Source organism: Gracilibacillus sp. YIM 98692, from assembly GCF_010993965.1.
Taxonomy (GTDB): Bacteria; Bacillota; Bacilli; order Bacillales; family Amphibacillaceae; genus Gracilibacillus.
Genome location: NZ_WIXM01000036.1, coordinates 16795 through 32220, shown reverse-complemented (window position 1 = coordinate 32220; position 15426 = coordinate 16795). Strand labels below are relative to the sequence as shown.

Sequence of the window (15426 nt, the reverse complement as noted above, 5' to 3'; positions counted from 1 at the left end):
AATGTTTTGGGCGAAAAGTGTTCAATCTTATTGAGCAATAATTGACTATTTTAGTTTAGCAGTTACAGGTAACTTCTATTATTGATATTAACCCATCAAAAAGCCAATTTATTAGTGTATTTTCGCATTTTAAAAATGAATAAATTCGCATCATTGTCGCCTTCAAAAAGTCTATCCGAGACTAAAAACAGCTAGTAATCTACTAAAATTAGTAAAAGATTATTGCTAAAATCCGGTAATAGAAAAAGGTGAGGTACCTGTCACTTCCCGAAATATGTCGAATGACTGATTAAAACCCTGTTAGGATTTTCCTAACAGGGTTTTATAATGTGGTTTCGGCAAGCGCATATATTCCATCTCCGATATTTAATGTTGGATTCACTTTTAACCGAAGAATCGACAGGCCCTATTGCAATAGTTGAAACAAACCTATTAATGTTTAAAATATTCAATCTATGTTATTGGAATAGCAGAAGCCTTGTCAATTTACTTTTAGTTAAGCATGTTTCATACAGCAAAGAAGAATATATTCAATTACACAAAGGGTAAATAACCTTTATTGTAATCTACTAGTATTTGCCAAAAACTTATACTACAATAGAGTTACGATCATAGAAAGGAGCGATTAATAGATGAAGAGGCGATTATTATTGTCAGCATTAATATTTTTCTTGCTATCACCTGTTACATATGCAGAAGCAAGTAATCTATCAGTAGCTGAAATAAAAGAAAAGATTACGAGTGTTGCAATAGAGGAGGAGGTACCGCCCGAAGTTTTAAAAGCGATTTCGTTTATCGAAACCGATTATGAGCATTTTAATGAAGACGGGGAGCCTAATATATCGGATGATGGCGGTATAGGAGTCATGCAGGTGACGCCTGATAATATTGACTTAGAAGTAGACGAGGAACGGTTAAAAACGGATATCGATTATAATATTGAGATAGCGGCAAAAGTGCTGAAAAATAAGCGAAACTTAAGCTATATTCCATCTATCAATGATAACTCGAGTGATACACTAGAGAATTGGTATTTTGCCGTTATGGCGTATAACGGTTTGTCGGAGCGAAATGATCCTAATATCCATCCGAAAACTGCATATGCAGAAAAGGTGTTTAATCGTATTGGCTCATCTTCCTTCCTAGAATTTTCACATCCATACTTTTTATTTCCAAAATTCGAATTGAAATATGAAGAGGATAGTGAATTAATTGTTTTTGCTGATGGACGTGACTATGAAACAAATGTTAGAACATCATCTAGACAAATGTATGAACAAGGCGACACCGTTTATGTAGATGGAAGAGATGGAGATGTCAACTTTAGGAAAAATGCACCTTCCGATTCTGATCCAATAAAAGTAGAAGGAAATACATCATGGGAAATTATCAGTGAACCTATTGAATCTAGTAGCTTATATAATGACTTTGTTTATTATAAGGTTTCCAATGGCACCCAAGAAGGATATATTACCTCAGCATATTTATCAGATCAACCTATTGAATATACCCGGTTTAGTGATATCCATATTTATGAGGATGAGATTTACTACTTAACAAAGTTTAATATTATTAATGGATATCAAGAAGACGGCACCTTTAAACCTAAAGATTATGTAACGAGATTGCAAGCTGTTCATATGGTACTGAGAGAATTAGGTATAGATTATGAAAACACAGATGCTCCAGATCCTGGCTTTGAAGATATAACCTCCACAACTTATGGCTATGATGCGATTGCTGAAGCAGTGCGGTTAGGATTTATTAATGGACAAGACGATGGCCGAGTCTTTAACAGAGCGGGGAATTTAACTCGTTCACAAATGGCAAAAATTATGGTCAAAGCATACGAATTAGAAGGAGATACAGACAAGGAATTTAATGATATTGATATCATGCATCCAGAGACTCAAGGTTATATTAACACACTAGCAGCTAACGAAATCACAACTGGTTATCTGGACGGTAGTTTTAAACCGAATGACCCGATCAAGCGGGAACATTTTGCTTTATTCCTTTATCGATATTTAACAGAAGTAGAATCATAATAATAAGACACAAAGATGATAGTATCTTTGTGTCTTTTTCATGCTTGACATGTGTACAGGCTATAGGATTGTGTGAAGGGATGTTACCAAAGATGAATAAAAACTATCAAAGTATTTACTGTATCGTGTAGATTAATAGGGCAATATATTGACAAATGGTTATGTGGAATTGCGTTAATAAATAAAATAATACAATTTTACTATAATAGAAATAGTTCAATAGACATGTGTGCTGGTTCTTGCTAAAATATAATCTATATCAAAAACATAATATTCGTATTGTGTTTTTTGTGCTTGGGAAGTGAATAAATTCCAATTCCAGCTTATAAGAAGTATTTGTACCAAGGGGTGTTTTTATGAAAAAACTAATAATAATTGGAGCAACATTATTAACCGTAAGTTTAACGCAGCCATTAGGTGGTTTGCTTCATTCACCTAACGTTGTAGAAGCAAAAGTGAATGAGAATGGCTCGTTTAGTGATATTAAAGACCACTGGGCGAAAAGTGTGATTGATTTAATGGTAGATAAAGGGGTAGTCAGTGGATATCAAGACGGAACCTTTAAGCCTGGTGGGAAGGTGACCAATGCACACGTAAGTAAAATGTTGTCTGGTTTAATTGATGCTGAAGCAGAAACTAAACATTCTGACATTGCAGATGGACATTGGTCAAAACCTCACATTAATAGACTAGTAGATTTAGGTATCATTGATTTAAATGAGTATCCAGACGGATTTCATCCGAAACAAAAAATGAGTCGTTTAGATGTAGGGAAAATGATTGCGAAAGCCTTGGCGAAAGATAGTTCTAGCTGGAATGATGCACTCGAAGGTTTGAAACAACTAGACACCATTGATGTCCCATTTAAAGATAAAGATAAAATGGAAAAAGAAGATTTACCTTATATCGCACTCGTAAAAAGTGCTGAAATCATTAATGGTGACAATGGCTATTACTTGGTAGAAGATGATGTTACAAGAGCTCACACAGCAGCTATTCTGGCTCGTTTCCTAGATGCCAAAGAACAAAGCATAAATGTCGATCAAGTAGTAGATAAATATAAAGGAACTTCGGATACCAATCAAGGTTCTAATACTTACAAAAGTTCAAACTATTCAAATGATTATTTTAATATTGAACTAATTGATTCTAATACGATCAAATTTTATGGAGAAACAATTAGCAATAATAAATGGTTATGGTTTCAGGTGAATCATCAAAGCGGAAAAACAATGGAAAGTAGTTTAGTCCAAATAAGTAGTGGTGAATTTAGTGGGAGTATACATATGGATTTGCCTGAAGGAGAATACGAAATTGATACTTATGTAAGTACAGAAAGATATGGTTCTTATCCCGGCTTTCATTGGGGTATTCCTCTTTACCAAAAGGAAAATAAATTATTTTTTCCTCAATCTCCTGTTTACGACAACAATGTCACAATGTTCGATTCATCACAAGAGGTAAAAAATAGTTATGTAGAATTAAATTTAGGGTCAGAAGAAGAGGAAGAGAGGATCTCTGACTTAGCAAATGAAATTACGGAAGGACTTACGAGTGATTATGAAAAAGTACTAGCGATACATGATTGGGTGTCTGATAATATTTATTATGATTATGATGCCTTTTATTCAGGTGATTATGGAAAACAGGATGCAATCGCAACATTAGATAAAAAGCGTGCCGTATGTCAAGGGTATGCGGAATTGACAGAAGCTCTATTACAATCATTAGACATTCCTGCTAAGTTAGTGAACGGTTTTGCTTTAGGCGTTAGTACAGATGGTAAAGGATGGGATGAAGTAAACCATAATGATTCCAATCATGCTTGGAATGAGGCGTTTGTTGATGGAAGGTGGATCATTCTAGATACAACATGGGATTCTAGTAATAAATATGAAAATGGTGAATATTTAAAAGGTAATATTAAACATCGTTATTTTGATCCTACTTTAGAGGTATTTTCTAATAATCATAAGATAATAAGATATTATTAGGGAAGAATCACAGAGAAAATTGTTGATCACGTGTATGATAAAACAGAAGTGTTGAGTAGGCCAGTGTTCAAAGTTCATTTGTAACAAGAATAGATGACAAATCAAAATTTTTTTCTTTATTCATATGTAGCTTTTAAAACTAAAAACTATAAAAGAAGGAGTAAGCCATTTGAGCTTACTCCTTCTTTTAGTATGACGTCTTCATCAATTACTTCTTCCAATTCATCGCATGTCATATCATATAATTTTCTAACAAGCAAAAAAGTGTATCGCCAATCAAGCGATACACCTTTTAAGTTTTACCTTTCGATAAGATGTATTAGCAGATGATAATACCACCAAACCTAGTAAGCTAACGCTGAAGAAAATACCAAGCCCTGAGATAAAGGTAACATTAATAGAAAAAAATCTATTTATTATTTTGGTAAAAATATTATGGTTTAAGTAAAGATAGTTCATTGTTGTAAATGGATACAAATTCTACAATAAAATCACAATTTAGAAAAAGAGGTGAAGTGATTACCCTGATTTAGTTCTTTTTGATACCACAATAACTAGAAAAGCAAATCCAATGCACTATGAGTCAAAAAATAACGAAAATCTTACAATGATAGGCATTTTATTATCTTAGCATATACAATAAAATTTACTCTGTAAATCAAAAAAGGTGATAAAAATGGGTGAACAGTTAATGGTGAATTATCAATTGCAAGGACAAGTTGGTAAAGTAAAAGGCCACTCCTCTAGAAGTATTGGGGGCTTGAGGTATTTTATAACTTCATCAGATAGCAGATGAATGCGATTTTGAAAACGTTTCATAATTTGGTCGGTTTTTCAAACTGAAGACAATACCGACAGAAACGCCTTGATATATATATAAGGAGTGATGAGTAATGACAAAAGTAAAATTAGGTATCATTGGACTAGGTCAACAAGGTGGAGCGTATGCGAACTTTATTAAAGAAGGTCGTATATCGAACATGGAAATTGGAGCAATTTGCGATAATGATCCAGAAAAGAAAGAAAGAGCCGAAACAGAATTTCCAGGTGTGCCTTTTTATGATGACTATATCGACATGTTGGAAAGTGGAGATGTTAATGCGATCGTTACTTGTGTCCCACACTATCTACACCCTGAAATGGGAATGGAATCTTTAAAACGTGATGTGCACGCATTACTTGAAAAGCCTGCAGGTGTATATACGAAACAAGTGAAAGAAATCAATGAATTTGCAGCAACAAAACCCGAACTAACTTATGCGATTATGTTTAATCAACGTACAAATGAACTATATCAAAAAGTGAAGGAAATTATCGACAACGATGAGATTGGAGCAATTAGAAGAACGAATTGGATCATTACTACTTGGTGGCGCCCGCAAGGTTATTATGATGCAGGATCTTGGCGAGCTACATGGGATGGTGAAGGTGGTGGTGTATTAGTTAATCAAGCACCACACCAAATCGACCTATTACAATGGATGTGTGGAATGCCGGAAAAAGTGTACACAAAGGCACAATATGGTTATCAGCGTAATATCCCAGTAGAAGATGATGTAACAACTGTATTCGATTATGGTAATGGTGCAACAGGTGTGTTCATCACATGTACACACGATGTCATGGGTACAGACCGCTTAGAGATCCATGGTGATAAAGGAAAAATCGTTGTCGATGATAGCAAGAAAGTATCAATCAAACGCTTGAACACACCTGAAAAAGAAATGAGCGACAACATGGACATGCAAGACGTGATGAAATTGTTCCAAGGTGAGGGTCCTGGCTCTATCTTTGAAGAAGAAGTGTTAGAGTTTGAAAGTGTTTGGGGAGGTCAACACGTAGCAGTATTAGAGAATTTTGCAGCAAATATTCTAGATGGCACTCCACTAGTTGCACCTGGTAGTGACGGGATTAAAGGTGTAGAGCTTGCAAATGCGATGCACCTATCCAGTTGGTTAAAAGAAGAGGTTGCATTGCCAATCGACGAAGATAAATATTTAGAAGAATTAAATAAAAGAAGAGAGCAAGAGAGACAAGGATTAAAGGTTTAAAAAAAGGAGGTGTGAAATGGTGTTGCGAATAGGAGTTATCGGACTTGGAGATATTTCAACAATTCACCTGTCTACTATTAAGCGACAAGAAAATACTCAGCTTGTTGCATTGTGTGATATTGATGAATCCAAACAGAACATGGTAAAAGACATACCATTTTACACTAATTATCATGAAATGTTGACGGAAGCAGATTTAGACTGTGTGCATATTTGTTTGCCACATCACCTACATTATCCGGTAACAAAAGCAGCGGCAGAAAACGATATACATGTTATTTTGGAAAAACCACTTGCTCATAATATGGACGACAGCCGTGCTCTAGTAAAACTGGAAAAAGACTACCCAAATGTGAAGATTGGCGTAAGTTTGCAAAATCGTTTAAATGAGACGATGGAAGAAATTGCATCCATTATTGCTAGTGGAACATACGGAAAGGTGCTTGGTTTAAAAGGACTTGTGACATGGCGTCGTCCTAAGTCCTACTATGAGAGCAAACCATGGCGTGGTGCAATGAATACAGCTGGTGGCGGTGTGATGATTAACCAATCGATTCATACATTGGACTTGTTACAGCTGTTCGGAGGTGAAATCAAGTCTATTCGTGGGTCGGTAGATCGCTTATTAGATTACGGGTTAGATATAGAAGATACTGCTACTGCACATATTCACTTCCAAAGTGGTGCGACAGGATTATTTTTTGCGACCTTATCAAATGCTGAAAATGATTCGGTTGAATTTCAAGTGTTATTAGAAAACGCAAGATTAACCGTGAAGGATAGTATCTTAACTCTTACAGATCAAGATGGAAAAAAGCAAGTTATCATCGAAGATCAAAAGCTACCTGGCTCTAAATTTTATTACGGTGCTAGTCATGCTAAATTAATTGATCAATTTTATCAACAGATAAAACAAGATGGATCCAATTATATTCGTGTGAAAGATGCGCATGTATCAATGGAAATGATCGATTTGATTTACAAGTCATCAGAAGTAAAGAAAAAAATGAAAATGGGGGTTTTACAATGACACAAGGTAAAATTGGTGTTCAAATGATGATGCTAAAAGGAAAAGTGGAAGAAATAGGTGCCTATGAAACAATGAAAAAATTACATGATTTAGGTTTTAGCTCTGTGGAAGTATCACAAATTCCAATGACGAGTGAAAATGTGAGTGAATTAAAACGTGCAAGTGATGATTTTGGTATAGATATTACGGCTATAACTGCACCACTTGAGCCTAGGATGCCAGGGCTTAAACAAGAAAACTTGACGGATCACTATGACAAAATTGTCGCTGATTGTAAAGCTTTAGATTGTGACTTTATTCGAATAGGTATGTTACCCTTTTCAATCATGGGAGATAAAGATAAGATCATGGATTTCATTCATCGGGCCGAGGAAACAGCAGTTAAACTTGCTGAAGAAGGAATAAAACTGTACTATCATACCCATCATATTGAGTTTCAGCGTTATGATGGCACTTTCCTACTAGATTTAATGAAACAAAATACGAGTAAACTAGGCTTTGAATTAGATGTTCACTGGATTCAGCGGGCAGGAGTAAATCCAGTAGATTTCATTACGCAATACAAAGATCGAGTAGATTTGATTCATCTTAAAGATTATCGTATCGGCGAATTGAATGTAACAGATGATGACTTAAAGGACATGCCAGCTTTTTTTAATAAATTTGTGAATTTGATTGAATTTGCTGAAGTTGGCGAAGGAAACCTCAACATTCCTGCTATCATCGATGCTAGTTTAGAAGCGGGAGCAAAGTATTTTCTAATCGAACAAGATGATACATATGGCCGTGATCCATTTGATTGCTTGCATGATTCTGCAGAAAATTTAAGAAAAATGGGTTATGCGGACTGGTTTTAATCAGACAGTGTATGGAAACAGGCATAAAAGTAATAAAGGAGTGTAAAGAAATTGGGTAAAGCAGATGGTATGAATTATGCACCGAAAGGCAAGCCAAATCCGGTTGTAAAAGAAGGTGAATTTGTCATCGCTGCAGCAGCACTTGATCATGGTCATATTTATGGGCAATGTAATGGTCTTGTAGAAGCTGGTGCTACATTAAAGTGGGTATATGACCCTGACCAAGAGAAAGTGGATCAATTTTTAGAACAATTCCCGCAAGCAAAGCAAGCTGAGTCATTAGAGCAAGTGTTAGAAGATGAGGAAGTAAAACTAGTTGCAGCAGCGGCAGTACCATCTGAGCGCAGTGCTTTAGGTAATCGTGTTATGCGTGCAGGCAAAGACTATTTCACGGATAAGACACCTTTTACAACAAAGGGACAACTGGAAGAAACAAAAAAAGTCATTCAAGAAACAGGGCAAAAATATATGGTGTACTTTAGTGAACGCCTTCATGTAGAAAGTGCAGTGTTTGCTGGGGATTTAATTGAACAAGGTGCAATTGGTAAAGTCATACAAGTGACTGGATTTGGACCGCATCGCTTAAATGCACCAGCTCGTCCAGAGTGGTTTTTTGAAAAAGAAAAGTATGGTGGCATACTTTGTGATATTGGAAGTCATCAAATTGAGCAATTTTTATTTTATGCTGGATGTGATGATGCAGAGATCCTTCATAGTAAAGTAGGAAATTATGATAATCCAGAATATCCAGAACTAGAAGACTATGGGGATACAACATTAAAAGGAGATAATGGTGCGACGCAATTTTTCCGTGTTGATTGGTTCACACCGGATGGTTTAAGTACTTGGGGAGATGGAAGAACGTTTATTGTAGGTACAGAAGGAACAATTGAGATTCGTAAATACGTAGACATAGCAACGGACAAAGGTAGCGATCAACTGTATCTTGTCAACAAAGAAGGAGAGAAACACTATGATTTACAAGGAAAAGTTGGTTTCCCATTCTTTGGTGAATTAATCAAAGACTGCATTCATCGCACAGAAAACGCGATGACACAAGAACATGCATTTAAAGCTGCGGAATTATGCTTAATTGCCCAAGAAAAAGCAATGAAAGTAACGGAATAGCATTCTATTCTTTTTATAGGTAGTGCTTGTCTACCGCTCTGGCAGAATCCTTCGATTAATAGAGTAATGTATTTATCGTTGAACTATGTATATACTGACAAATTTCAGAATGCTTACCGATTTGGATTTTACCTAACCTGCTAAGTAAAAAAAGAACCCTATAGAGTAGAGATTTCATAAAAGTCTACTTTATAGGGTTCTTTACTGTGTGAAAATGATATTTTCAGGTTTGCAGGGCGGATTGTTTTTTCTCTATTTTGCGATAGGCAAGTTTAGCGGAGGATAAGATGACCATTCCTAAAATACTAACACTGAAAAAGATACCGAGACCAGAGATAAAAGTAACAGCATAATAGACAGCGGCAAATCCGAAAATAATAAATAAACTAGCTAAAGGATTATACATGGCGATTAAAATCGAATTTTTGATATGCGTTCTTACATTTAAATCAAATTCTACATATGAGGCAAGTAGATAACAAATAACTAAAAAGTAAAAACAACTAATAATAATCGCAGAGATGTAGATAAATTCTGAAATAGCAATATCGGTTGTACGGATAAATTGTATATTGATAAAGAGAATCAACCCAATCGCCATAATGACCACACCAAGCTTATTACTTTGGATAAATTCTCGTTTATAATACTGCCAAAAAGTCGGGAATACAGCTACCTCTTGCTGATTGATATATTGTCGCAATGTAGCTAACATCGCAATAGTTGCCGGGAAAAAACCGAAGATCCCAAGTCCTAGAATCGTGAATAAAATCCACAGAACATTGATAAAAGCTAATCGATAAAACCATGTACAAAACGTGTAGATGGCACCGGAAAAAGCTCCTAGTTGCATAGAAATTCCTCCTTTTTTAAAAATATATCATGTTTATAGAAGATGTGCGCTGTTAATAAGTAGAAAGTAAAAATTTTATCGAAAAAAGTAAAAATTGTTCCTTTCAAAAGCAGATGCGGATCGATTAAACAAAACCATATAACACTATTTTAAGCGAATAAGCTAGAAAAGGGACTGTTACTAAAGGGTTTGAGCCATATATATTCAACCGAACAGGATTAGTAAAAATTTTTTCATTCGCGTAAATATAGTCGATTGTTGTAAACGATTTCTTAACTTATAATGAATTTACAATTTAGTACAGAGAGGTGAATTACATGAGTAGTGAAGTGAGAGCGGATACAAAAATAAAAGAAGAACGCTCCGCCAAATCGAAAAGGAAAAAAAAGAAAAAGACCAGTGATCCTTTTGGTGGTTGGCGAGAAAGTTTAGCAGGATGGCTTTTTATTGCACCAATGTTCATCGGTACATCTATTTTAGTGATCTTTCCAATAGTTGCATCGTTAGCACTAAGTTTTACCGATTGGAACTTTGTATCGGGTTATGCGAATGCATCATTTATAGGGTTTGATAATTTTATTGCCTTATTTAATGATGATGTATTCTTAAAATCTTTAGGAAACAACTTTATCGTTTTAATAGCAATCCCGATTACCTTAATCCTTTCTTTGGGAATTGCTGTCATTATTAACAAATATATATTTTTTAAAGATCTATTTAAAGTAATTTTCTTCATGCCATTTATCTCTAGTGTGGTTGCGGTGGCTGTTGTGTTCCGAGTATTATTTCACCCATCTGAAGGACCGGTTAACCAATTCCTCATGTCAATAGGAATTGATAATCCACCAGGATGGATAGCAGATACAACGTATGCATTACCATCTGTTATGATCATTCTGATCTGGACAAGTATCGGTTTTAACTTAATCATTTATTTAGCTGGTTTGCAAAATATTCCAAAAGAACTATATGAAGCAGCTCAAATTGATGGTGCTTCTGCTTGGTATCAATTTACGAAAATAACGATACCACTTGTTTCACCGACAACTTTCCTATTATTTGTAACCGGACTCATAGCTAGTTTTAAAATTTTCGATTTGATTATCGTCTTAACAGAAGGTGGTCCAGCGAATTCGACAAATATTCCAGTGGTTTATTTATACCAACAAGCATTTATAGAATTAAAAACAGGCTATTCTTCAGCGATAGCATTAGTAATGTTTGTGATTATTTTAGTGATTACGTACCTTCAATTTATTGGACAGAAAAAATGGGTGAACTATTGATAAGGGAGGAGGAGACAAAATGACACAAAGTTTTGATTTTAGAAGATTAACAATGACCATTATTATGGCCCTTATTGGGATATTGTTTATGGCGCCGTTCTTTTGGATGGTATCAGCTTCATTAAAAGTAGAAGAAGAAGTGCTGACATTCCCGATTCAATGGATACCAAATACATGGAATGCTATCGAAAATTATCATGAAGTATGGACCGGATCATTGCCATTCTTAATGTTATATTGGAACTCGATTAAAGTAACGGTATTAACAACATTGACATCGGTATTTGTTTCAAGTCTTGCAGCATATGGTTTTGCCAAAATTAACTTTAAAGGAAGAGACTTAGTATTTATAATCGTATTGGCAACATATATGATACCGCCACAAACATTATTAGTAACACAGTTCTTACTTTATCGTTGGTTGGGCTTATACGATACACATACTGGATTAATTCTATTAAATAGTTTTAGTGTATTTGGAACTTTTATGCTTCGACAATTTTATCTAGGTGTTAGTAATGAAATTATCGAATCTGCGAGAATGGATGGCGCTGGTCACTTCCGCATATTTGCATCAATAGCATTGCCATTAGTCAGACCAGCGATTGCAACATATGCGATCTTACGCTTTATTTGGACTTGGAACGACTTTCAATACCCTTTAATTTTCTTAAGAAGTGAGGCGTTGTATACGATCCAACTCGGGGTCTCGAGCTTCGCTGATGAACATGGCAGTATTTATTCATTAATGATGGCTGCATCTGTATCGGCAATCATTCCACTATTGATTATTTTCGTAATAGGTCAGAAGCAAGTTATTGAAGGGATTCAACTTGGTGGTGTGAAAGGTTAAGTAGTTAGTATCCATATGTATGGTTTACTATAAATAAATTTCAATAAGAAGGGGAGAAAGAAAAATGAGGAATCGTTGGAGTATTTTATCAGTTGTTATGTTAGTCGGTTTTCTGTTACTAGCAGCGTGCTCTGGTGGAGAAAACAATAGTTCTAGTGACGGCACAGACACAGGAAATGATGATAATGGTGGTGATTCAAGTACTGAAGAGGAAATCACTCTACGTTTTGTGCACTGGGTAAATGAAGAGAGTGGTAACTGGGAGCCTGTGATCGAAAAATATGAAGAACAAAATCCGGGCATTAATATTGAATCAATGCCATTAGTAGAAAATATGAATACAGCTGATTATTATAAACAGCTAGATTTAATGGCGTCTGCAGGAGAAGATCTTGATATTGTAATGTTTAGTAATGGAAGTGACTTAGCAAAACGTGTCAATGCAGGATTATTGGAACCACTTAACCCATTCTTGGATGATGAAGGAATTGATATTAATGAAGAATATTTGAATGGTTATCCAGCTATTAATGAAGAATATTTTGGTATTCCAATGAAGCAAGTAGCAATGTTAGTTATGCTAAATAAAGATCATTTGGATGAAGCAGGGTTGGAAATCCCAACAGAATGGACATGGGAAGAGTACCGTGAATATGCACAACAATTAACAACAGATGATCATTATGGATCATATTTGCATGTATGGCATGATTTGCACTCTTTAGTGAAATTTTTTGGTAAACCAGAAGGAGATAACAGAATTATAAAAGAAGATGGAACGTCAAATGCCGACGATCCATTAGTGCGAGAATCATTGGAACTGCGTTATGCATTAGAAAATGAAGATCAAAGCTCCGTACCGTTTTCGGATATACTTTCTCAGCAAATGGATTATCGTCAACAGTTCTTCACAGAGGCTGCAAGTATGGTTCCAATTGGTTCTTACATGCTTTCGGAATGGGGTCAATTCACACCTGATTTTGAAATTGCATGGGCACCTTGGCCACAAAATGAAGAAACTGACTCGATGCATGGTTTTGTTGGTGGAGATGCTTTAAGTATTGCTAAATCTTCCGAGCATAAACAAGAAGCGTATGAATTTATCCGTTGGATGTCGACAGAAGGTATTATGGAACAAGAGGTATGGGTACCGTCTTGGAAAGGTGCTGAATTAGATACTGCAGTTGAGAATGTAGCGTCCAATACACCTAAACCTGAAGCAATACACACTGAATCATTCATTCATTCTGTCAGCTCATTTGAGCCGATAGAAGTATATGCTGATGCTCCATATATAACGGAAGCGCATACTGAATATAGTACAGAAGTCGAGAAATATTTACTTGGTGATCAAGATTTAGACACTACAATGCAAAATGTGAAAGAACGCATTCAGAATGTAGTAGAATCCAATCAATAAATATATGTTAAAATAAAGGGAGGGAACACCCCTCTCTTTATTGTTAGTTATATAAGTGATAAAGAAACGTTCTTGCGCTTTTCTTATATTCGGTGGTGAACATAAAATGAAGAAATTATTCAAAAAGTTAAAGCAATTATCTTTGCGCAGTCGTTTAATTATTGCGGTCATCCTTTGTATTTTATTGCCTTGGATTATTACCTATTTTGTCTCAAATTATTTAACGAAAGATGTGTTGGAGGAACGTGCAGTTAAGCAAGCAAATGAGTCACTACGTTTGATTGAAGTAAACCTACAAAATATTTTAGATGACGTAATGTATGCGTCCAATTATATCCAATTTGATACAAGATTTAATCAAATCATGAAACAACATCAAGCGATTAATTCGGAATCACCACAAGCTAATCAAGAGATTGCTTTGAACTTTATAGAAATGTCTAATCATTTATCAAGTATAACTGATTTATTACCACCAACTTACTTTACTATTTTATTTAGCAATGATCTTTTTTATATGAACTATCCTTATAGTGAATTTGATCCATTAAAATTCTATGAAGAGCCTTGGTTTGAGGAGTTAAAAGTGTCTGATTTTTATCAGACATTATGGATTGGAGCTCATCCTACTTATATTCCATCAGACCAAGACAAGGATCCATATTTGATTAGTTTCGGTAATAATTTAAAACAAACAACCAAATATGATGCGTATTTAATTATAAGTATTCGTGAAAAACTAATAAGATCCCTTTTAGAGAATTACCAACAAGATACTAATTCTGAATATTTTTTAACCGATCAGGATGGAGAAGTTTACTCAAGTGTGGATGAAGCAATGATCACCCAAACATTACCGTATGATGTCAACACAAATGATTATCAAATTGTGAAACGAAATGATGAAGACTATTTTTTAGTCAGTCATCCTGTTTCATATTCTGATTGGCGTCTAGTAAGTGTTGTGCCTTATCAAGATACAATCGGAAATATTAATACAATGACAAGAACAACGATTATTATTCAAGGGGCACTACTATTATTATTTTTAATTGGTTTAATCGTATTGGTTCGCGAAGCAACGAAACCATTGTCCGAATTAAATACTGTCACAAAATCAGTAGAGCAAGGTGATTTAACTAGGAGAGCTAAATTATCTGGTAACCATGATATTGCAAAGCTGGGCTATTCTTTTAATGACATGCTAGATACGGTGGAAGAAATGATTGAACAGATTCGTTTACGTGAACAAGAAAAACGGACTGCTGAATTAGAAATGTTACAAGCTCAAATTAATCCGCATTTTTTATTTAATGTTCTGAATGCTATTAGGTTACAGATCAAATTACAAGGAGACAAAAATAGTGCTGAATTAATTCATGCATTGTCTTCTTTGTTGCGAATGACGATCAATCGTAATAATCCATTTATTAGTTTAGAAGAAGAATTAGATATTATCGAACATTATACAAGACTGATGAATTTTCGTCATCAACATGAGGTAGAATTGATGATAAATATTGAATCAGATGCTAAAAAAGTCGAAGTTCCTCGATTTTTCTTACAACCGGTCATTGAGAACGCCGTCATACATGGATATAATGAAGGAAAAGGATCAATCGTCATAAATGGTTCTATATTAGATAGGAAGCTTTTAAAACTTCAAGTTACAGATGATGGAATTGGCATGTCAGAAGAAACGCTAGAGAAAATAAGAGAAAAGATCTTTCAAACGGAGTCGAGCAGTCAGACTAAAAACCATCAATCATTCACCGGGATTGGTATACAAAATGTCTACCAAAGAATGAAAATGATATATGGTGATCAATTTTCAATGGAACTTGATAGTGAAGAAAACATTGGAACAACTTATACCTTTTATCTTCCTATTGAGAAGGAGTGACTA

General features: G+C 35.0%; 11 protein-coding genes. 10 read left to right on the top strand and 1 reads right to left on the bottom strand.

What is annotated here, in order from left to right; genetic code table 11:
- Nucleotides 1-632: 632 nt before the first annotated feature.
- The 6 genes from GHD00_RS18610 (at nucleotide 633) to GHD00_RS18585 (ending at nucleotide 9108) form a co-directional block, all read left to right on the top strand.
- Entirely contained in the window at nucleotides 633-2048 is a 1416-nt protein-coding gene (locus GHD00_RS18610; protein ID WP_163539710.1) for an S-layer homology domain-containing protein, read from the top strand.
- Nucleotides 2049-2404: 356 nt separating this feature from the next.
- A complete protein-coding gene (locus tag GHD00_RS18605) occupies nucleotides 2405-4042 on the top strand; it encodes a transglutaminase domain-containing protein (RefSeq protein WP_163539709.1) in 1638 nt (545 codons plus the stop codon).
- 893 nt (nucleotides 4043-4935) lie between these two features.
- Nucleotides 4936-6093: a Gfo/Idh/MocA family protein gene (locus GHD00_RS18600; RefSeq protein ID WP_163539708.1), complete on the top strand. Its 1158-nt coding sequence runs from the start codon at nucleotides 4936-4938 to the stop codon at nucleotides 6091-6093.
- A gap of 16 nt (nucleotides 6094-6109) precedes the next feature.
- On the top strand, nucleotides 6110-7123 hold the full coding sequence (locus GHD00_RS18595) for a Gfo/Idh/MocA family protein (RefSeq protein ID WP_346427674.1): 1014 nt from the start codon (nucleotides 6110-6112) through the stop codon (nucleotides 7121-7123).
- On the top strand, nucleotides 7120-7980 hold the full coding sequence (locus GHD00_RS18590; RefSeq protein ID WP_163539707.1) for a sugar phosphate isomerase/epimerase family protein: 861 nt from the start codon (nucleotides 7120-7122) through the stop codon (nucleotides 7978-7980). Before GHD00_RS18595 ends, GHD00_RS18590 begins: the two co-directional genes overlap by 4 nt.
- 51 nt (nucleotides 7981-8031) lie before the next feature.
- Nucleotides 8032-9108, top strand: a complete 1077-nt coding sequence (locus GHD00_RS18585; protein ID WP_163539706.1) for a Gfo/Idh/MocA family protein — start codon at nucleotides 8032-8034, stop codon at nucleotides 9106-9108.
- A gap of 223 nt (nucleotides 9109-9331) precedes the next feature.
- Here GHD00_RS18585 and GHD00_RS18580 read toward each other — a convergent pair whose 3' ends face one another.
- Nucleotides 9332-9961, bottom strand: a complete 630-nt coding sequence (locus tag GHD00_RS18580) for a YesL family protein (protein WP_163539705.1) — start codon at nucleotides 9959-9961, stop codon at nucleotides 9332-9334.
- A gap of 317 nt (nucleotides 9962-10278) precedes the next feature.
- Between GHD00_RS18580 and GHD00_RS18575 the strand changes: the two genes are divergently transcribed.
- The 4 genes from GHD00_RS18575 (at nucleotide 10279) to GHD00_RS18560 (ending at nucleotide 15423) form a co-directional block, all read left to right on the top strand.
- The gene (locus tag GHD00_RS18575) at nucleotides 10279-11247 is read left to right on the top strand and encodes a carbohydrate ABC transporter permease (RefSeq protein WP_163539704.1); all 969 of its coding nucleotides are present in this window, start codon (nucleotides 10279-10281) and stop codon (nucleotides 11245-11247) included.
- A gap of 19 nt (nucleotides 11248-11266) precedes the next feature.
- On the top strand, nucleotides 11267-12100 hold the full coding sequence (locus GHD00_RS18570) for a carbohydrate ABC transporter permease (protein ID WP_163539703.1): 834 nt from the start codon (nucleotides 11267-11269) through the stop codon (nucleotides 12098-12100).
- Nucleotides 12101-12164: 64 nt separating this feature from the next.
- Entirely contained in the window at nucleotides 12165-13520 is a 1356-nt protein-coding gene (locus GHD00_RS18565) for an ABC transporter substrate-binding protein (RefSeq protein ID WP_163539702.1), read from the top strand.
- A 106-nt stretch (nucleotides 13521-13626) separates the two neighbouring features.
- Nucleotides 13627-15423, top strand: a complete 1797-nt coding sequence (locus tag GHD00_RS18560; RefSeq protein ID WP_163539701.1) for a cache domain-containing sensor histidine kinase — start codon at nucleotides 13627-13629, stop codon at nucleotides 15421-15423.
- Nucleotides 15424-15426 lie beyond the last annotated feature (3 nt).

What these genes read in the sequence shown, in the direction of transcription:
- GHD00_RS18590 (WP_163539707.1), top strand. Translation starts at nt 7,120, where the DNA reads ATGACACAAGGTAAAATTGGTGTTCAAATGATGATGCTAAAAGGAAAA.
- GHD00_RS18605 (WP_163539709.1), top strand. Translation starts at nt 2,405, where the DNA reads ATGAAAAAACTAATAATAATTGGAGCAACATTATTAACCGTAAGTTTA.
- GHD00_RS18595 (WP_346427674.1), top strand. Translation starts at nt 6,110, where the DNA reads ATGGTGTTGCGAATAGGAGTTATCGGACTTGGAGATATTTCAACAATT.
- GHD00_RS18575 (WP_163539704.1), top strand. Translation starts at nt 10,279, where the DNA reads ATGAGTAGTGAAGTGAGAGCGGATACAAAAATAAAAGAAGAACGCTCC.
- GHD00_RS18565 (WP_163539702.1), top strand. Translation starts at nt 12,165, where the DNA reads ATGAGGAATCGTTGGAGTATTTTATCAGTTGTTATGTTAGTCGGTTTT.
- GHD00_RS18600 (WP_163539708.1), top strand. Translation starts at nt 4,936, where the DNA reads ATGACAAAAGTAAAATTAGGTATCATTGGACTAGGTCAACAAGGTGGA.
- GHD00_RS18560 (WP_163539701.1), top strand. Translation starts at nt 13,627, where the DNA reads ATGAAGAAATTATTCAAAAAGTTAAAGCAATTATCTTTGCGCAGTCGT.
- GHD00_RS18580 (WP_163539705.1), bottom strand. Translation starts at nt 9,961, where the DNA reads ATGCAACTAGGAGCTTTTTCCGGTGCCATCTACACGTTTTGTACATGG.
- GHD00_RS18610 (WP_163539710.1), top strand. Translation starts at nt 633, where the DNA reads ATGAAGAGGCGATTATTATTGTCAGCATTAATATTTTTCTTGCTATCA.
- GHD00_RS18570 (WP_163539703.1), top strand. Translation starts at nt 11,267, where the DNA reads ATGACACAAAGTTTTGATTTTAGAAGATTAACAATGACCATTATTATG.